The sequence below is a fragment of the Kribbella kalugense genome (assembly GCF_004365875.1).
GTDB classification, from domain to species: domain Bacteria; phylum Actinomycetota; class Actinomycetes; order Propionibacteriales; family Kribbellaceae; genus Kribbella; species Kribbella kalugense.
The window spans coordinates 436,927-456,387 of sequence record NZ_SODF01000002.1 but is presented as its reverse complement, the minus strand read 5'-3'; the positions used below and the strand labels follow the sequence as shown (position 1 = coordinate 456,387).

At 68.5% G+C, this 19,461-nt stretch carries 15 protein-coding genes; 4 read left to right on the top strand and 11 right to left on the bottom strand.

Translation table 11 applies throughout. The features are described from left to right. Positions 1–310 precede the first annotated feature (310 nt). The 3 genes from EV650_RS19790 (at position 311) to EV650_RS41430 (ending at position 6,212) form a co-directional block, all read left to right on the top strand. The gene (locus EV650_RS19790) at positions 311–2,866 is read left to right on the top strand and encodes an ATP-dependent Clp protease ATP-binding subunit (RefSeq protein ID WP_134120529.1); all 2,556 of its coding nucleotides are present in this window, start codon (positions 311–313) and stop codon (positions 2,864–2,866) included. A gap of 346 nt (positions 2,867–3,212) precedes the next feature. Beyond that, complete coding sequence (locus EV650_RS19785) at positions 3,213–5,195, top strand: kinetoplast-associated-like protein (RefSeq protein WP_134120528.1); 1,983 nt, start codon at positions 3,213–3,215, stop codon at positions 5,193–5,195. A 72-nt stretch (positions 5,196–5,267) separates the two neighbouring features. Then, entirely contained in the window at positions 5,268–6,212 is a 945-nt protein-coding gene (locus EV650_RS41430; protein ID WP_134120527.1) for a DivIVA domain-containing protein, read from the top strand. A 45-nt stretch (positions 6,213–6,257) separates the two neighbouring features. Here the strand turns inward: EV650_RS41430 and EV650_RS19775 are convergent, their stop codons facing one another. Then, positions 6,258–7,154, bottom strand: coding sequence for an HhH-GPD family protein (locus EV650_RS19775; protein ID WP_305000024.1), 897 nt, complete (start codon positions 7,152–7,154; stop codon positions 6,258–6,260). 24 nt (positions 7,155–7,178) lie between these two features. Here EV650_RS19775 and EV650_RS19770 point away from each other — a divergent pair, with 24 nt between their 5' ends. Further along, on the top strand, positions 7,179–7,850 hold the full coding sequence (locus EV650_RS19770; protein WP_134120525.1) for a hypothetical protein: 672 nt from the start codon (positions 7,179–7,181) through the stop codon (positions 7,848–7,850). Here the strand turns inward: EV650_RS19770 and EV650_RS19765 are convergent. From EV650_RS19765 to EV650_RS19720, 10 genes are all read right to left on the bottom strand, one after another. Beyond that, the gene (locus tag EV650_RS19765) at positions 7,838–9,352 is read right to left on the bottom strand and encodes a DHA2 family efflux MFS transporter permease subunit (RefSeq protein WP_134120524.1); all 1,515 of its coding nucleotides are present in this window, start codon (positions 9,350–9,352) and stop codon (positions 7,838–7,840) included. The genes EV650_RS19770 and EV650_RS19765 overlap by 13 nt on opposite strands. Next, positions 9,328–9,900, bottom strand: coding sequence for a PadR family transcriptional regulator (locus EV650_RS19760; RefSeq protein WP_134120523.1), 573 nt, complete (start codon positions 9,898–9,900; stop codon positions 9,328–9,330). Before EV650_RS19760 ends, EV650_RS19765 begins: the two co-directional genes overlap by 25 nt. Before the next feature lie 121 nt (positions 9,901–10,021). Beyond that, the gene (gene disA / locus EV650_RS19755; RefSeq protein ID WP_202874770.1) at positions 10,022–11,116 is read right to left on the bottom strand and encodes a DNA integrity scanning diadenylate cyclase DisA; all 1,095 of its coding nucleotides are present in this window, start codon (positions 11,114–11,116) and stop codon (positions 10,022–10,024) included. Positions 11,117–11,296: 180 nt separating this feature from the next. Beyond that, complete coding sequence (locus EV650_RS19750) at positions 11,297–12,235, bottom strand: beta-ketoacyl-ACP synthase III (protein ID WP_134120522.1); 939 nt, start codon at positions 12,233–12,235, stop codon at positions 11,297–11,299. Between the two features lie 130 nt (positions 12,236–12,365). After that, positions 12,366–13,766, bottom strand: coding sequence for a DNA repair protein RadA (gene radA / locus EV650_RS19745; RefSeq protein WP_134120521.1), 1,401 nt, complete (start codon positions 13,764–13,766; stop codon positions 12,366–12,368). A 35-nt stretch (positions 13,767–13,801) separates the two neighbouring features. Then, the gene (locus EV650_RS19740) at positions 13,802–15,073 is read right to left on the bottom strand and encodes a tetratricopeptide repeat protein (protein WP_134120520.1); all 1,272 of its coding nucleotides are present in this window, start codon (positions 15,071–15,073) and stop codon (positions 13,802–13,804) included. Then, a complete protein-coding gene (locus EV650_RS19735; RefSeq protein WP_134120519.1) occupies positions 15,070–16,842 on the bottom strand; it encodes an ABC transporter permease subunit in 1,773 nt (590 codons plus the stop codon). Before EV650_RS19735 ends, EV650_RS19740 begins: the two co-directional genes overlap by 4 nt. Further along, positions 16,842–18,023 (bottom strand): ABC transporter substrate-binding protein, encoded by a 1,182-nt coding sequence (locus EV650_RS19730; protein ID WP_238174333.1) that lies wholly within the window; start codon positions 18,021–18,023, stop codon positions 16,842–16,844. Before EV650_RS19730 ends, EV650_RS19735 begins: the two co-directional genes overlap by 1 nt. 58 nt (positions 18,024–18,081) lie before the next feature. Next, on the bottom strand, positions 18,082–18,633 hold the full coding sequence (locus EV650_RS19725) for a P-loop NTPase family protein (RefSeq protein WP_134120517.1): 552 nt from the start codon (positions 18,631–18,633) through the stop codon (positions 18,082–18,084). An 88-nt stretch (positions 18,634–18,721) separates the two neighbouring features. Next, positions 18,722–19,417: a class I SAM-dependent methyltransferase gene (locus EV650_RS19720; protein WP_134120516.1), complete on the bottom strand. Its 696-nt coding sequence runs from the start codon at positions 19,415–19,417 to the stop codon at positions 18,722–18,724. Positions 19,418–19,461 lie beyond the last annotated feature (44 nt).

The window sequence follows — 19,461 nt, the reverse complement described above, 5'->3', positions numbered from 1 at the left end:
GACCGTCCGCATTCCGGTTGTTTCACGGAGTGGGACAGGATGGATCCCGGGCGTGTCGGGTCTGATCACTGACCTGGCAGGTAGATCGGGGGAATTCGCTGGTGGCGAACACGCTGTCGTAACCGGGTCACGCGGGAACACTGTGGAGATCAGTGCGGTTGTTCCCTTGTGATGCCGCCCGAGTGACCGATGGAACCGTGATGGCTTGTTCGCCCAGAGCGAGGCTGTCGGTGCCGGGGACTAGCATGCATGTACGGGGGTCGGCCAACACGGCACGTCCGACTCCTCTGAGGCAAGGAGCGCTTTGGCGATGTTTGAACGATTTACGGACCGCGCCCGTCGGGTAGTCGTCCTGGCTCAGGAAGAGGCCAGGATGCTCAGCCACAACTACATCGGGACCGAGCACATCCTGCTCGGCCTGATCCACGAGGGTGAAGGGGTCGCCGCCAAGGCTCTCGAGAGCCTGGGTATCTCGCTCGAAGCCGTTCGTTCCCAGGTCGAGGAGATCATCGGCCAGGGGCAGCAGGCACCGAGCGGGCACATCCCGTTCACCCCCCGCGCCAAGAAGGTGCTGGAGCTCTCCCTGCGCGAGGCCCTGCAACTGGGCCACAACTACATCGGCACCGAGCACATCCTGCTCGGGCTCATCCGCGAGGGTGAGGGTGTCGCCGCGCAGGTCCTGGTCAAGCTCGGTGCGGACCTGAACAAGGTCCGGCAGCAGGTGATCCAGCTGCTGAGCGGTTACCAGGGCAAGGAGACGACGGCAGCCGGCACCCCCGCCGAGGGGGCGCCGAGCAGCTCCCTGGTGCTCGACCAGTTCGGCCGGAACTACACGCAGTCCGCTCGTGAGGCCAAGCTCGACCCGGTGATCGGGCGCGAGAAGGAGATCGAGCGGGTCATGCAGGTGTTGTCCCGCCGTACCAAGAACAACCCTGTCCTGATCGGTGAACCGGGCGTCGGCAAGACCGCGATCGTGGAAGGTCTGGCCCAGCAGATCGTCCGCGGTGACGTCCCGGAGACGTTGAAGGACAAGCAGATCTACTCCCTCGACCTGGGTGCCCTGGTGGCCGGTTCGCGCTACCGCGGTGATTTCGAGGAACGCCTGAAGAAGGTGCTCAAGGAGATCCGCACCCGCGGCGACATCGTGCTGTTCATCGACGAGATCCACACCCTCGTCGGGGCCGGCGCGGCCGAGGGCGCGATCGACGCGGCGAGCATCCTGAAGCCGATGCTGGCCCGTGGTGAGCTGCAGACCATCGGCGCCACCACCCTCGACGAGTACCGCAAGTACGTCGAGAAGGACGCCGCGCTGGAGCGCCGGTTCCAGCCGATCCAGGTGGCCGAGCCCTCGATCGCACACACGATCGAGATCCTCAAGGGCCTCCGCGACCGGTACGAGGCGCACCACCGGGTGACCATCACCGACGCCGCACTCGTGAACGCGGCGCAGATGGCCGACCGGTACATCTCCGACCGGTTCCTGCCGGACAAGGCGATCGACCTGATCGACGAGGCCGGGGCCCGGTTGCGGATCCGCCGGATGACGGCTCCGCCGGACCTGCGCGAGTTCGACGAGAAGATCGCGACGGTTCGCCGGGAGAAGGAGTCGGCGATCGACGCGCAGGACTTCGAGCGCGCCGCGCGACTGCGCGACGACGAGAAGAAGCTGATCAACGCGAAGAACGAGCGGGAGAAGCAGTGGAAGGCCGGCGACATGGACGTCGTCGCCGAGGTGGACGAGGAGCTGATCGCCGAGGTGCTGAGCACCGCGACCGGTATCCCCGTCTTCAAGCTGACCGAGGAGGAGTCCTCCCGGCTGCTCGACATGGAGAAGGAGCTGGCCAAGCGCTACATCGGCCAGACCGACGCGGTCAAGGCGCTGTCCCGCTCGATCCGGCGTACTCGCGCCGGCCTGAAGGACCCGCGTCGCCCGAGCGGCTCGTTCATCTTCGCCGGCCCGTCCGGCGTCGGTAAGACCGAGCTGTCGAAGGCGCTGACCGAGTTCCTGTTCGGCGACGAGAACGCGCTGATCAGCCTCGACATGTCGGAGTACTCCGAGAAGCACACCGCCTCCCGGCTGTTCGGTTCGCCTCCTGGGTACGTCGGCTACGAAGAGGGTGGCCAGCTGACCGAGAAGGTGCGCCGCAAGCCGTTCAGCGTGGTGCTGTTCGACGAGGTGGAGAAGGCCCACCCGGACATCTTCAACTCGCTGCTGCAGATCCTGGACGAGGGTCGTCTGACCGATGCCCAGGGCCGCGTGGTCGACTTCAAGAACACCGTCATCATCATGACCACGAACCTGGGCACCAAGGACATCGCCCGGGGCAGCCTCGGCTTCTCGCAGTCCAGCGACACCGTCGGCTCCTACGAGAAGATGAAGTCGAAGGTCACCGAGGAGCTGAAGCAGCACTTCCGGCCGGAGTTCCTCAACCGTGTCGACGAGATCGTGGTGTTCCACCAGCACGGCATGGAAGACATCGTCAAGATCGTCGACCTGATGGTGGCCCAGATCGAGCAGCGGCTGAAGGACAAGGACATGGGCATCGAGCTCACGCCGGCGGCGAAGGAACTCGTCGCGAAGCGTGGTTTCGACCCGGTCCTGGGTGCCCGCCCGTTGCGCCGCGCACTGCAGCGCGACGTGGAGGACATCCTGGCCGAGAAGATCCTGTTCGGGGAGCTGCGTCCCGGCCAGATCGTCGTGGTCGACGCCGCACCGGAAGGCACGGTGAACGAGGACGGCCTGGCCGAGTACTTCACCTTCACCGGTGCGGAGAAGTCCTCGACCTCCGACCTGGAGCTGACCGACCTCACGGCCGGCGGCGGCACCACCGGCGGCGGGACGGCCTCCGGCCTGCAGGACACGTAAGACTGCAGGATTGATCAGCACGGCAACTCAGAAGGCCCCGCTTCGGCGGGGCCTTCTGCACGTTCGCCGGCGCACAGTGGTCCAGGCCGGAGTACTGCGATGCGGCCCGGCGTACCGATCGGACACGCCTGATTTGCGCGGAGGCTACTGATTGGTCGTATCGTCCTGCGGAGCGTGATCAGTTCGATACAGGAGCGACTCGCGGCAGCCTTCGGTTCGATGGGAAGATCGCGCAACTGCTGATGAAGCAGTTACCTGGGCCTGTCTGCCGCGTTGTAACCCTGTGACCACACTGTTCGGACCCGGACTGTCGGAAAGGGGGCCGGTGATGGAATCATCTCGTCGCATGGACGCTCCGCGTCTTCCGCTGACCCAGGAACCGGTCGCCGACACCGGTTCCTTTGGCGTGCGGCAGGCGGGCGGTGTGCTCGAGCGGGCGCAGCGGATTGCCGACACCCTGCGCGAGCAGGCCGAGCACGAGAACGACGTGGCCCGCGACCAGGCCGGCCGGATCCGCGCCGAGAACGAGCGCCTGCAGGCCGAGGCCGAGGCTGCCGCCCGCAAGCTCCGGACGGACGCGATGACGGCCGCCCAGCGGGTGCTGAGCGACGCCGAGCGGGCCGCCGAGCAACTCCGCACCGAATCCACCGCCGACGCCGAGCGGGTCCGCTCCGAAGCCGAGGAAGCCGCCGACCGGCTGCGCGCCGAGTCCACCGCCGAAGCCGAGCGGGTACGACGAGATGCCGCCGCCGCGGCCGACAAGCTGACGGCCGACTCGACCGCCGCTGCCGAGCGAGTGCGGACCGAGGCCGCCGCGATCGCGGAGCGGTTGAAGTCCGAGTCCGAGTCCGCCGCCGAGCAGCTCCGGGCCACTGTGGCCGACGAGGTCGCGAAGCGTCGGGCTGACTCGGAAGCGGCGGCCGAGCAGTTGCAGATCGAGAGCCAGGCAGCGGCCGACCAGTTGCGGGCCGAGTCTCAGGCCGCGGCCCAGCGCCGGATCGTGGTCGCCGAGAGCGAAGCCGCCCGGGTCAAGGAAGAAGCCGACGAGCTGCTCGCCGACGCCCGGTTGGCCCGCGAGTCTGCGCAGGCCAACGTCGACCGGGCCGGCAGGGAAGCGCAGCAGCTGGTCGCCGACGCCGGTGAGCAGGCCGCGCTGGTGTCACAGGCCGCCGTACGCAACGAAGCCGATCTGATTGCGCGGGCCGAGTCCGAGGCCAGTGAGCTGCGGGCCTCGGTCGAGCGCGAGGTCGAGCTGGCCCGGGAGAAGTCCCGGCGTGAGATCGGCGAAGCGCATGCCGAGATCGAGCGGCTGCGTGGCGAGAACCGGACCGAGCTGGAGCGCCGTACCGCGGAGCTCGAGGAAACCGAGCGGGCCAAGCTGGCCGCGATCTCGTTGGAGATCGACAAGCTGCGCGCGGAGGCGGTCGCCGAGATCGCCGAGCGGAAGGCCGAGGCCGAGGCCGGCAACGAGCGACTGATGGCGGACGCGCGAGCGCAGGCCAAGCTGGTCGTGGACTCGATCGAGGCAGACCGCCGTACTGCGAGCGGCGAGGCGCAGCGAATTGTCGAGGACGCCAACAAGGTTGCCGAAGCGGCGATGGCCGAGGCCGAGAAGCAGACGCTGTGGAGCAAGAAGACCGTCGACGACCTGATCGGCGCCGCGGAATCCGAGGCGCAGTCGATCCGCGAGACAGCCGCCGCCGAAGCGACCGAGTTGCTCCGGCAGAAGCGCGCGCACCTGCGCCGCGTGGTCGGCCGGTCGACCAGCCGGCTCAAGCAGACCCAGGACGCGATCGCCAAGGAGAACGCCGAGCTGACGGCACTCGCCGAGACCACTCTGTACTCGGCCGGCGAGCAGGCCGAGGCGACGCTGGCGTCGGCCAAGCAGGAGGCCGAGCGGGTCACCGCCCAGGCACAGGCCCGGGCCGACCGGCTGAAGGGCTCGGCCGCGGAGGACGCGCGCGAGATCATCGAGCGGGCCAACCGCCGCGAGGCCGAGGCCGAGGCGAGCACGCAGGTACTGCGGGAGCGCGCCGCCAACGATCTGTCCGAGGCGCAGCGTCAGGCGCACGACGTGATCCGCAAGTCCCGCGCCGAGGCTCAGCAGCTCGAAGCGCAGGCCCGTGAGCACGCAGACGACCTGCGAGCCCAGGCCCGGAAACTTCTCGCCGACGCCGAGGCGAGGGTCGCAGCGTTGAACCAGCGCCGTGATGAGATCACCAAGGAGCTCACCCAGCTTTCGGGTGTGATCGAGGCACTCGCTGTACCGGGGTTCCGCCCAGGTGGTGGAATGTCTTCCAGTGAGGGTTCCACGGGGGAATCAGGATGAGGACGTGACAGTCAGATCCTTGTCAGTGACAATGTGTGATCCACCCACCCATCGAAGTGAGCATCGGAAAACATGAGCAGTGAAAGCCCAACCCCGTTCCGTACCGTTCTGCGTGGCTATGAGCCTGCCCAGGTGGACCAGCACATCCGTGAGCTGACCACCTCTCTGACTGCGCTGCAGCAGCAGTCAGAGCAGCTGCAGCGTCATGTGCAGGAGCTGCAGTCCCGCACGGACGCGGCGGAAGCGGCCGTCATCTCCGCCCAGGAGGACTCCAAGGACCGCGCGCCCACCTTCACCGAGTTCGGTGAGCGGGTGGCGAAGATCCTGTCGCTGGCCGACGACGAGGCCCGTGACCTGGTGACCCGCGCCCGCACCGATGCGGAGGCGATCGTCGCCGACGGTGAGGCGCACGCGAAGAAGGTCCGCAAGGAGGCCGAGCAGTACTCCCTGGACTGGAAGAGCGAGGTCGACGCCGAGGCCGCCCGGATCCTCGAAGAGGCCCGGACCCAGGCCGACGACATGCGTGACGAGGCCGAGCGCGACGCCACCGCGCGGCGCAGCGAGGCCCAGGCGCTGTACGAGCAGGAGCGGGCCAAGTCCGCTCAGGCCGCGGCCGCCTTCGAGACCACCCTGGCCGAGCGCCGGGGCAAGGTCGAGCAGGAGTTCGCCGCCCGTACGGCGCTTGCCGAGCAGCAGCTGGCCGCCGTCACCGACCGCGCCGCGCAGGTGCAGCGGGAGGCCGACCGGTCGCGTTCCGAGGCCGAGCGGTTGTCCCAGCAGCAGCTGGCCGACGCGAACCGGCAGGCCCAGGAGATCGTCGCCGCCGCGAAGGACAAGTCCGAGCGGATCCGTGCCGAGTCCGAGCGCGAGCTCGCGGCCGCGACGCAGCGCCGGGACAGCATCAACGCGCAGCTGACCAACGTCCGCCAGATGCTGGCGACGTTGTCCGGCCAGCCGGCGATGCCGCTCGACCTGCTCGCCGACGACGAAGAACAAGCCGCCGGCAAGAAGAACTGACGCACGACCTAAGAGGCCGGCTCGAGTCGTCGAGCCGGCCTCTTGCTATTCGGGTAGCCGATAACGCCCGCGGCTGAGTGGTTCGACCAGGCCGTCGGCCACCAGTCCGTCCAGGGCGCGTTCGCGTTGGACGGCGTCGGGCCAGCAGGCGTCCAGTTGGGCTTTGCTGACGGGAGCCGAGGCGTCGCGGAGTACGGCGAGGAGGCGGCCGCGGGTCTGGCGGTCGGTGCCTTCGTAGGTTTGGCCTCGGCGCGGCGGGCCGTCGTACGGCGGGCTGCCGGCCAGGACCCAGGCGCATTGGGTGCGGATCGGGCAGTCGGCGCATCGCGGCGTACGGGCGGTGCAGATGAGGGCGCCTAGTTCCATGGAGGCCACTGCCCAGCGAGCGGCTGTGGATTCGTCGGCGGGTAGTGCGGTCGCGGCCAGGCGTTGGTCGGCGGCGGTGGGGGAGATGCTCGGCTGGGCTACGCCGGTCAGGGCTCGGGCGAGTACGCGGCGCACGTTGGTGTCGACGACCGCGTGACGTTGGCCGAAGGCAAACGACGCGATCGCGGCGGCTGTGTACGTCCCGACGCCGGGTAGTGCGAGCAGTGCCGCGTGGTCGTCCGGCACCTCGCCGCCATGACGCTCCACAATCGCCTGAGCGGCCGCGTGCAGCCGGAGGGCGCGCCGTGGGTACCCGAGCCGGTCCCAGGCCCTCACAGCCTCACCAGGCGCCTCTGCGGCGAGGTCCACCGGCTTCGGCCAACGCTCCAGCCAGCTCCGGTACGCCGGTAGCACCCGATTGACCGGTGTCTGCTGCAACATGAACTCGCTGACCATCACCGCCCACGCCCCAGCACCCGCCTCCCGCCACGGCAGCACTCGCGCGTTGGCGTCGTACCAACGCAGTACCGGGTCGTGGAGAGCGGCGGCTAGCGGCGAGCCTGAGTGGTCCAGCACGGGGCCGATACTAGAGTGCGCTTCATGAGCAGCCTGCTCCGTCCGGTCGGGCACCTGCCCGCCAGCGTGTACTGGTTCCGCCGGGGACTGGTGCTCGCGGTTGTAGTGCTGCTGGTCTTCCTGCTCTCCCGGCTCTTCTCCGGCGGTGGCGACGACGCCCGGAACACAGCCGCGACGGACCCCCAGCCGAACCCGTCCGGCGCCCCGCCGGCCACCGGACCGAGCACAGCTCCCAATACAGGCGCCAGTACGACGCCGTCTCGAACGCCGTCCAAGACTCCGACGCCGACGAAGACCACGCCACCCGCGGACCTGACCTGCAAGGGCTCGGACCTCCGGATCGACGCGCTGCCGGGGAACCGGAAGATCGTCTCCGGCTCCGTGCTGAACTTCGTCGTCCAGCTGGCCCCGCTCGGTGACGGGTGCAAGGCAACGATCGGCACCGACACCCTGACCGTCACGGTGATGTCGGGCAAGGACCTGATCTGGAGCACGACCCAGTGTGCGAAGGCGATCCAGCCCGCCACCCTGGTTGTTGCTAAGGGCAAGCAGTCGGCGATCACCGTGCCCTGGAACGGACATCGGTCCGGGCCTGGCTGTCTACCGGGTCAACCGGTCGCCAAGCCCGGAACCTATGTCGTCAAGGCCGAGTACGACGGCCATCTGTCGAGCGCACAGGCTTTTCAGGTCGTCTGATCAGCCGGCTGCGCCGCAGTGGCGGGCTGCTTCTGCAGGTGGGACGGCGCCACGAACAGCAGCGCTGCGACCAACCCGATCACCAGCACCAAAGCAGGTAGCACGAGCGCCTGCGCCATCGCGTCGCTGAATCCCTGCCGCACCGCCTCCGGCAACTTGCCGCCCGAGAAACCTTCAGCCGCCGCACCGCCGGGCATCCCCGGCAGGTTGTGCGCCAGCCGCGACTCCATCAGTACGGCGATGCTCGCACTGCCGAGCACCGCGCCGACCTGCCGGGTCGTGTTGTAAACGCCCGCGCCGGCCCCGGCCTGGTGCATCGGCAGGTTCCGGGTTGCGGTCGTGCCGATCGGCGCCCACATGAAGCCGTTGGCGACACCCAGCAGCGCGATCGGCAGCAGCAGCTTCCAGATCGCCACGTCGGGCTCGATCACCTGGCTCATCCAGAACATCGACACCGCGCAGCACAGCAGCCCGAACCCGGCGATGAATCGCGGCGGCGTCCGGTCGACCAGCCGGCCGACGAACGGCGCCAGCGCACCGGAGATGACGGCCATTGGCACCAGCAGCAGCGCCGACCTGGTCGGCGACAGCCCGCGGACCGCCTGCGCGTACAGCATCAGCGGGAACGCCATCGCGGTGATCGCGAACCCGACGGTGGTGATCGCGACGTTCGCCAGCGAGAAGTTGCGGTCCTTGAACAACCCCAGTGGCAGCAGCGGCTCGCCCTTGTTCTGGGACTGCCAGATCACGAAGGCCACGAGTACGACGATGCCGGCGATGATCAGGCCCCACACCGAGATCGGGCCCTTGATCTGTCCCCAGTCGTACTTCTGCCCTTCCTGGATCCCGAACACCAGCAGGAACAATCCGACCGCGCTCAGTACGACGCCGATCAGGTCGAACTTGTGCTCGTGCGTCGGCAGGTCCGGCACCAGCCGCATCGCCAGCACGAACCCGATCACGCCGATCGGCGCGTTGATGAAGAAGATCCACTGCCAGCCGAGCCCGTCGACCAGCACACCGCCGAGGATCGGGCCGACCAGCGTCGCCACGCCGGCCGTCGCGCCCCACAGGCTCATCGCCCGGCCGCGCTGGTTCGGCGGGAAGATCCGGGTGATCACCGCCATCGTCTGCGGCGTCATCATCGAGGCGCCGAGACCCTGGAACACCCGGGCCACGATCAGCATCTCGATCGAGTTCGTCAGCCCGCACCAGACCGACGCGAGTGTGAATAGCGCGAGCCCGGTCAGGTAGAGCTTCTTGGGTCCGATCCGGTCGCCGAGGCGTCCGGTGATGAGCAGCGGTACGGCGTACGCGAGCAGGTAGGCGCTGGTCACCCAGACCACCGTGCCGACGTCGGACCCGAGATCCTCGAGGATCGCGGGGGTCGCGACCGAGACGATGGTCGAGTCGACCAGGATCATGAAGAAGCCGAGCACCAGCGCCCACAACGCCGGCCACGGCCGCACCTCGGGCCTCACTGTGTCTTGTCCGGTTGCCATTCCAGGTCCTTGCTCTCGATACGTTCGATGGTGGTGGTGAGCCAGTCGCGTTCCGCCATGACCTGCATGCGGACATAGCTGCCGGCAATCCAGTACGGCTCGGGCACGTCCCGGGCCTGGGCTCCGCTGAGGGCCTTCTCCAGATCGGCCAGCCAGCAGTCCAGGTCCTCGATCCGGCGGCGGAACCGCAGTACGGCGTCCTCGGCGTCGAGGTTGTGCGCCTCGGCCAGGAACACCGGGAAGATCGGGTACTCGTAGGCGAAGGTCTCGATACCGCTCTCGACCCGCCGGACCAGCGCCTCGCTGCCGGCCGGGGTGATCTCGTACGTCGTCCGCTCGGGGCGGTTCCCGGCCCGCTCGGTGCCGGTCGCACGCACGAATTCCTGCCCGGCCAGCCGCTCGACCGTGTGGTACAGCGAGCCGGGCCGGACCTTGACGATCCGGTGGTTGTGCCGGCTGACGAGCAGTTGGTACATCTCGTAGGCGTGCATCGGCTTCTCCTCGAGCAACGCCAGCACCGAGATCGCCAGCGGGGTGAGGTCGGCCATGATCCTCCAGACGGATTGTTCCGCGCCAAATGTTCCATGTGGAGTATTAGACGATCCGCGCCGAAATGCAAGACGCCCCCGGTTCTTTCACGAACCGAAGGCGTCTGGTTACCGCAGGTGGTCAGACGTAGCGTTCCAGGATGCTGGACTCGGCCAGCCGGGACAGGCCCTCGCGGACCGTGCGGGCGCGGTTCTCGCCGACGCCCTCGACTGTCTGCAGGTCGTCGATGCTTGCTGCGAGCAACTTCTGTAGGTGGCCGAAGTGCTCGATCAACCGATCGATCACGGCGCCCGGCAGTCGCGGCACCTTGGCCAGCAGCCGGTAGCCGCGCGGAGTGACGGCAGCGTCGAGCTGCTCGGCCCCACCGAGCTGCAGGGCGCGGGCGACCTGGCCGATGTCGAGCAGGTCCGTCGGGCTGACCGCGTCCAGCTCGAGCAGTACGTCGTCTGCCGTCTTGGCTCGGCGACCGGTGGCCGGCGGGAGATAGTCGCGGACGACGAGCTCGCGTTCGCCGGCGACTCCGGCGACGAGTTCGTTCAGCTGCAGAGTGAGCAGCCGGCCGTCGGTGCCGAGCTCGACGACGTACCCGTCGATCTCAGTGGCGATCCGGCGGACCATCTCCAGCCGCTGCGCGACCGCGGCCACGTCGCGAACCGTGACCAGGTCCTCGATCTCGAGGGCGGACAGCGTGCCGGACACCTCGTCGAGGCGCAGCTTGTACCGCTCGAGGGTTGCCAGAGCCTGGTTGGCGCGGGACAGGATCGCGCCGGAGTCCTCGAGTACGTAGCGCTGGTCGTCGACGTACAGCGCGATGATGTGCATCGACTGCGACACCGAGATCACCGGGAACCCGGTCTGCCGCGCGACCCGGTCGGCGGTCCGGTGCCGGGTGCCGGTCTCCTGCGTGACGATCGCCGGGTCCGGCATCAGGTGTACGGCGGCCTGGATCAGCCGGGTCGCGTCGCGGTCGAGGACGATCGCGCCGTCCATCTTGCTGAGCTCACGCAACCCCGTCGCGGTGAACTCGATATCGATCTCGAAGCCGCCGGTGGCGATCGCGTCCACGGCCTTGTCATGACCGAGCACGATCAGTGCGCCGGTCCGGCCGCGCAGGATTCGTTCCAGGCCTTCGCGCAGTTCGGTGCCGGGCGCTACCGCCGCGAGTGTCGCGCGCAAGCGGGCGCCGGTGCTGTTCTTGTCCGTGTTCGGTGCCACGGAACCTGAGTCTATGCGGTTACGCGGATGCAGTTGTGCGGATAACTGCCGCTGCGTCGGCCGGGCCCGGTGTGGTCCGAGCCGAACTTGCGGTTGCGCGTGCACCGGATCGTGCATCCGGACCGTGCAGTACTGGTTCTCCGCGTGAATCCGTGGCACCCAGGTACGACGCCTGTCGCGTCAGGGGCAGCGGATGACCTGACCGGCGTACGAGAGGCCGCCGCCGAATCCGAACAGCAGCACCGGCGCGCCGGACGGAATCTCCCGCTTCTCGACCAGCTTCGACAACGCGATCGGAATGCTCGCGGCCGAGGTGTTGCCGGACTCCACGACGTCCTTGGCGACCACCGCGTTGACCGCGCCGAGCCGCTTCGCGAGCGGCTCGATGATGCGCAGGTTCGCCTGGTGCAGGACGACGCCGCCGAGCTCCTCCGGCTTCAGGCCGGCCTTCTCGCAGACCTGCTTCGCGATCTCCGGCAGCTGCGTGGTGGCCCAGCGGAAGACGCTCAGGCCTTCCTGCGCGAACGGGCCGTCGCGTCCCTCGATCCGGACCGCGTCCGACATCTCCGGCACCGAACCCCACACCACCGGACCGACCTCGGGCTCGTCACTCGCGACCAGCACGGCCGCGCCGGCGCCGTCGCCGATCAGCACGCAGGTGGTGCGGTCGGTCCAGTCCGTCCAGTCGCTGAGCTTCTCGACGCCGATGACCAGAGCCTTGGTGGCGGCGCCGGCCCGGATGGCCTGGTCGGCGGTCGCCAGCGCGTAGGCGAAGCCCGAGCACGCGGTGTTCAGGTCGATCGCGGCCGGGTTGCCGAGGCCGAGGCGCGCAGCGACCCGGGCGGCCATGTTCGGCGACCGGTCGATCGCGGTACAGGTCGCGACGACGACGTAGTCGATCTCGGAGGAGTCGATGCCCGCGTTCGCGACGGCCTTGTCGGCGGCCCGCCAGGCCATCTCGTCGACCTGCTCGTCGGGGGCCGCGATCCGGCGCTCCCGGATGCCGACGCGGCTCTGGATCCACTCGTCGTTGGTCTCGACCATGGTGGCGAGCTCTGCGTTGGTGAGCACCCGCTCCGGCTGGTAGTGGCCGAGCGCGACAACTCTTGATCCGGTCATCAGGTGCTCCTGCGGTCATCCGGCGTACATCCCGGGTTCGACGTTGAACCCGGTGGGGGCGCCCCCAGAGTACGTTCCTGACCCGTCCGCTGTGGATCCCCCGTCTCAGCTGTGGTCCGGAACACAGCGGTCAAGCGAGACCGGCGGCCAGCAGGGCCGAGGGGAGGTCGGGGGCGGCGAAGGTGCGGAGGCCGTACTTCTTCTGGATGTCCATCGGCTTGAGGTCTTTGCTCCGGTTCGGGATGTCGGCCGGGACGATCGCCTTGGTGAACCCGAGCCGGGCCGCTTCCGCGAGCCGTTTCTCCAGACCGCCGACCCGGCGGACCTCGCCGGCCAGGCCGACCTCGCCGATCGCGACAAGTCCGGGGTGGATCGGTTTGTCCATCACCGAGGACGCGACCGCGATCGCAACCGCGAGGTCGGCGACCGGCTCGGTGATCTTCACGCCGCCGACAGTCGCGACGTACACCTCCCGGTCGGTCAGCTTCAGCCCGACGCGGTTGCCCAGCACGGCGAGGACCATCGCGACCCGGGATGACTCCAGCCCGGATGTGGTCCGGCGCGGCTGTGGCGCGGCGGACGGGCCGACCAGCGCCTGAACCTCGGCCAGCAGCGGGCGGCGACCTTCCATCATCACCGTCACACAGGTGCCGGCGACCGGCTCGGCGTGCTCGGACACGAACAGGCCGGTCGGGTCGGTCACCTCGACGATCCCGGTGTCGACCATGTCGAAGCAGCCGACCTCGTCCGACGGGCCGAACCGGTTCTTCGTCGCGCGCACCATCCGGAACCCGGAGTGCCGGTCGCCGTCGAACGCGAGCACGACGTCGACCAGGTGCTCCAGCATCCGCGGACCCGCGATCGCGCCGTCCTTGGTCACGTGACCGACCAGCACGACCGCGATGTGCCGCTCCTTCGCGAGCCGGACCAGGGCACCGGTCACCTCGCGGACCTGGGTCACCCCGCCAGGCGCGCCGTCGACCTCCGGGTGCGCCATCGTCTGCACCGAGTCGATCACCAGGAACGTCGGCTCGACCGCGTCGACCTGGCCGACGACGGCGCCGAGATCGGTCTCGGCAGCGAGGTACAGCTCGTCGACGAGCGCGTCGGTCCGGCCGGCCCTCAACCGCACTTGGGCGGCCGACTCCTCGCCGGACACATACAAGGTCCGCTGGCCGCCGCGCGCCGATTGCGCCGCGACTTCCAGCAGCAGCGTGGACTTCCCGACGCCGGGCTCACCTGCGAGCAGGATCACGGCGCCAGGTACGACGCCGCCGCCGAGCACGCGGTCGAGCTCGCCGATGCCGGTCGGGCGGGACTCGGCCTCGATCGCGGACACCTTGCCGATCGGCATCGCCGGCGACGACACCGGACCCGCGGTGATCCGGGCAGCCTTCGGCGCACCGACCTCGGCGACCGTGCCCCAGGCCTGGCACTCGCCGCACCGCCCGATCCACCGCGCCGAGGTCCATCCACACTCCGAGCACGCATACGCCGATTTGCTCTTCGCCTGTATCGCCGCCTTCGCCATGGAATCAACCTAGACGGCGCGTCCGACAAATCCGTTCAGCGACGGAAGAGGCGTTTCAGCCAGTGGGCCGCGGTACGGCGTGGTGGGTCGTCGGCGACGATCGGGGGGTCGGTGGTTTGGCGGGCCGCCTCGAGGTACTTGGTGAGGATCTCGCTCTCCGACGTACGCAGCAGCGCGCTCTGTTCGAGGAGTTCGAGGGCAGAGTCCAGACGGCCCTCGTTGACGGCGGCGGAGCCGAGGTGCTGGAGGCAGCGGCCGTGGCCTTCGCGTTCGTCGATCTCGGCGTACAGGTGGGCGGCCTGCTCCCATCGGCTGGTGGCTTCGTGCGGGTTGCGTTGCATCCACGCGGCCATGCCCATGAGTTCGAGTGCGTGTGCCTGGCCGCTGAGGTCGCCTGCTGATGCTGCTCGGGCAACGGCCGGTCGCAGCTGGTCCAGCGCGGCCTCTGCGTCCAGTTGGTACAGGTGCACGACAGCGAGGTTGATCGAGATCGCAATCTCCGCCGCAAGGTCCGGACCGGGTCGTTTGAGCCTGGCGTCGTCCAGTCGGTCGCGTGCGTTCAGGACGGCCTCGTCGCGGTCGTTGCCGGCCGGTGCGCGTTCTGCGCGGGCCAGGTGCAGCAGGGCTCGTTCGACCTGTCGCCGCATCGTCATCGCGGACGCGGTACGGCTGTGGGTAGCGATGTTGTCCGAGATGCCGAGCCGCGTGCTCGCCGTGTCCAGGTCACCCAGCATCCGGTACGCCGTTGCCGCGCGAGCCGCAGCCAGCTCGGCAAGGTCACGGCGTCCGCAGACCTCCGCAGCAGCACTCAGTAGGTCACTCAGTTGAAGCAGCGCGTCCGGATTGGCACGTCGTACGTACCAGGCCTCGAGAGAGTCGCAGATGCGGGCGAAGTCATCGATGGTGTCGACGTGCGGCTTCTCGGTCATCAGCCGCTCACGGAGCCACTCCTCGTTGAGGGCGTACCACTCGGCGGCTGCCATCCCGCCGGCGTGGGAGCCGAGCGCGATCATCCACTGCTCGGCCTCCTCAGCGGTCGCCCGCAGTTCAGGAGCGCTGTCGCCGCCCTGCTGCCGTGAACGCCAGAGCGTCGGGCCGTACTCGATCAGCGTGACCACGCCGAGCAGCGCCGTGATGCCGAGACCGATCCACTGCACCAACCCGCCGCTGTCGAGGCTCTGGTTCAGCAACTCCGATGCAAGGCCAGTGAGCAGTCCAAAAGCCACCGTGCCGATGAAGAAGCGGAAACCCCGCGTCCCGGCCGGCTCCGGCGGTTTCTCCGGCGGTTTCGCCTCTTCTTCGCTCATGGGCGACTCCCCGTCGTGAGTCCGCGCACCACAGTCCGCCAGAACGACAGCATCAGAACCGCCGGCACGACCGACGCGACCACGGCCGCAGCGGCGACCGGTCCGCTGGACGCGGAGAACTGTCGCGCCTCACCCCACAACACCAGCGACAGCGGCGTTGTACCCGGACCACTGATCAGGAACCCGACGATGAAGTCGTTCCACACCAGTGCGAACTCCAGCACCGCAACAGCGATCAGCGCAGGACGGTACGTCCGCTGCACAGTCGCTAGTACGGCGCTCTGCCGCACCGGACCCTGCAGCGCCTCGGACACCAACGCAGGTGGGGCGGACGCGAACGCGGACCGCAGCAACAGCACAGCAAACGGAAGACCAGCAGCCGCATGCACCAACGCCAGTGCGATCCGCGACCCGGCCAGTCCTGCCGCGTCGATCGCATCCCGCAGCGGAGCGGCGTACATCTGCACCGGTGTCACAGCCAGCACCACGAACACAGCCATCACAACCCGACCGAGCCGCGTCGGCAGGCCACCCCAGGCGACCAGATAGGCCGTTGGTACGGCGATGACCAGTAGTACTGCCGTGGCTGCGGCCGCAATGATCAGCGTGGACAGCAAGGCGCGGAACAACCCGACGTTGGCGGCAGCAGCGAACGACGAGAACCCGAGTCCCGACACCGACCACCAACCGCGCACACCGGCGACGTCCGGTGAGTGGAACGCAGTAGCCACAAGCACCACGGCAGGGAAGATCCACACCAGCGCCACCGCTAACCCGGTCAGCCAGCCATACCGCCGTACCACTCTGCCCGGCTTAGGCCGCTCCAGCGTCGGATCCGGCCGTACGACGGTCACCGGCATCGCCCACCGACGCCGGCGCAACCCACGGACACCGATCAGCCCGACCGCCGCGACGATCGCGAACAGTACGACGCCAAGAGCCGCCGTACGCCCGGTGTCGTCACCAGTGGTCGTCGCCCGCCACCAGTTCAGCCCTAGTACGTCGGCGGACCGCTGCATCGACCCTGGTACGACGATCAGCACCAGGTCGAACACCCGCACTGCCGCGATCACCACTGTCAGCGTGACCACTCCGGTGATCGGTCGCAGCAACGGGATCTCCAACGCCCGCAGCCGTCTCCAGCCCCGCACACCCTCGGCAGTGATGGTCCTGGTCACGTCGTCCGGTATCGCATCCAGACCGGCCCGGAAGAGCGACACGACGTACCCGAGCCACGTCCAGCCGAACGCGGACACCAGGACCAGCCAGAACAGACCAGGTCCGAGCCACACCGGACTCGTCCCGAACAACCGCGTCCAGACCGCCGTAACCGTCCCACGCTCCGGCGTCGGGTCGAAGAGCAGCCGGAACGTCGCACCGGACACGAGCACCGACACCGCGAACGGGATCACGAGCGCGGGTTGCAGGTAAGTCGTCACCGCAGGCAGCCGATAACTCAACAGGGCAAGGAGAAACCCGACCACGACGATCCCGAACGCGACCAGCACCCACAACAAACTGTTGCCCACAGCACGCAATGCGCCCGGGTCGCCCATCACCGCGAAGTTGCCGAACCCGAACCCGCCCGGCGTCCGGAACGCCGCCACCACCGTCACCCCGATCGGCACCAGCAGCAGGCAGCTCAGCAGCAACGCCGGCAACCCTAGTAGGTACGGACCGGCCGGCCGGCGTGGTTTGCCAGGCACCGGGCGCCCGGTGATCTCCCGGCCGACGACCTCGAGGGACAGGCCGTTGGTCTGCAACCCCATCAGCCCTCCTCCACCTTGCGCATCTCGGCCACAGCGTCGTCCACAGCCCCTGGTACGACGGCAGCCCCGCGACCACCCACCTCGATCAGGAAGTCGGTGAGCACTCGCCACAGCCCGTTGATGTCACCGAGCCGGCCGAGCCGGTCGGACAGGTCGAAGTGCAGTTGTTCTCCCGGTTTGGTCAGCTGCTCCGCGAGTCGGGTGAGCTCGGGGGAGTACCCGGTGACCCGTCCGTCGACCAGGAACCCGCCCTCCTTGATCCATGGATCGGCAGCGGTCGGCGCGGACAACCGGCGTACCAGGTCTCGCGCGTCGTCCGTGGTCGGCTCCTGCAGCACCATCACGTCACCACCGACAACGACCGGTGCCGCGGCTCCCGGCCCCATCGGTGGGAACGTGAACAGCCCGATGTCATTGGGATCCGCAGCGAACGAACGGACCACCGGCTCGGCAAAGTCGGACGCCAGCACCATGGCAGCCCGGCGATGACCGAACACCTCGATCAGCGCATCCGGGAACTGCTGAACGAGTGACTCCTTCACGCCACCCGCCAACACGTCAGGTGCCGACCACATCGTCCCCAGCAACCGCAGGGCAGCAGCGAACTGCGGTTGCTGAGACGGACGCGGATCGGTCGCTGTAGCAAGACCTTCGTACACACTGGGCGCGATACCGAGCAGGATGTTCTCCAGGAAGTCGGTCAGCACCCAGCCGTCACCTGCTGCCAGCGACAACGGTGTGACACCGGCCTGCGTCAGCGTCCGGTTCAGCGTTAGCCAGTCCGACCACAGCCGAGGCGGTTGTACGCCGACCTGCTGGAACAGCGACGGCCGGTACCAGACCGCGGACTTGTGAGCAGTCTTGAAAGGCACGCCGTACGTCGTCCCGTCGTGGACCAGGAGGTCTTTCCACAGACGGGCCCGGCCGAGTGGAGCCAGGTCGTCGGGGATGGGCTCCAGGTCGTCGAGGTGACGTGGGACCAGACCTGGTTGCGGCAGCATGACGACGTCCGGCCGGCGAGTGGAGCGGGTAGCGAAAGCGGTCGAGATGTCGTCGCCGAGCGGTACGACCTCGACCGGATAGTCCAGCGTGCCCAGACCGTCCAGGACCTTGTGGAACGCGCGCAGCTCCTGCCCGCTCCAGCTGACGGCCACCCGCACCGCACGCCGCAGTCCCAGCACGTCACTTGAGCATCCAGCGAGCAGGAGCGTGCCCGTGGTCGCCAGGAACGCTCTACGACTACTCAACATCGACAAAGCCGGTAGTACGCGACGCATTGGTCGTGATGAGCAGGAGAGCGGCCGAAGCGAGGTCGGGGTTGGGCCGGATCGACAGGAGCGATCCCCAGGTGGGCAGACCGACCGCATCCTCCAGCACGATCGCCCGCGGGTACGCGCCGAGTGCTCGGGCCACTCCGGCCAGCCGACGACGCCCGGGGGTGATCTCGTGCGGATAGCGGTCCTGGACGTCCTCGAGCCCACAGCTGATGACCTTGACCAGGCTCTCCTCGCGGGCCGCTTGTTTGGTGACCGAGTGCATGGTCCGGTGGCCGTGGATCACGTTGCCAAGCACGGTCAGATGGGGGAGCAGTCCGCCTTCGGCCGGTACCAGTCGGACCGATCCGCCGGCCAGTACGAGCGCTCCGCGGGGTGGGTCGTCCAGTCCGGTCACGATGTCGGCCAGCCGGCGACGGTCGGCGGCCTGCGGTACGACGACCGCACGCTGCTCACCTACGTCGACCCGGAGCCGCTCCGGCAACCCCGGCACGCGTTCGAGCAGCAGTCCGTCCATCCGTGGCTGGTGCCTCCCCAGAAAAGCCCGTCGAGTGGTTCGTCAACCCTATGAGCACGGAGGTCACTCTGTAGACCACGGAGTGTCGCTAGAAGCTCCTACTCCACATGTTGATCGCGTAGTCCACCTCGGACCCTTGGTGCGAGGCGATGATCCGCTGGGCGTCCTTCGGCGTGAACTCGATCTTCACCACCGCCTCGAAGTCCGCCCGGTTCTCGAACCGCCAGCCCATGTCCAGCGGCGTCCGGCGCCAGCCGCGGTCGGTCCAGAACCGCTCGACCACCTCGGGCTTGATCATCGGGTACGACGTACTGAACCAGCGGCCGAACGTCGACCGGCCGCCGTCGTTGTCGATCACGAACGCGGTCCCGCCGTGCCGCATCACCCGGTCCAGCTCGGCCAGCCCGGGTTCGCAGCCCGGTCCGAAGAAGTACGCCCACCGCGCATGCATCACGTCGACCGACGAGTCCGCCACCGGCAGCCGTTGCGCCGTACCTTGCCGTACGTCGACATTCGGCAACGCGCGCGTACGCCGCCGAGCAGCCTCCGCCAACGCACCGTGCGGCTCGACTCCGATCACCTGCCCAGCCGTCGCAGCGAACTTCGGCAGGTGGAACCCGGTCCCGCACCCGATGTCGAGCACCGTCGCCCCGGCCCAGTCCCGGATCGCCCGGATCGCCGGCTCGATCACCCCGTCCGGATCCACCGCCCGGTTCTCGATCTCGTACACTTTCGGGTGCTGCCAGATGTTGGGACTAGGAATCCCACCCTCCGCAATGCTCACGACGCTCGAGCCTAATGCAGTTGAGGTGACCTGCCGGGCCTGCG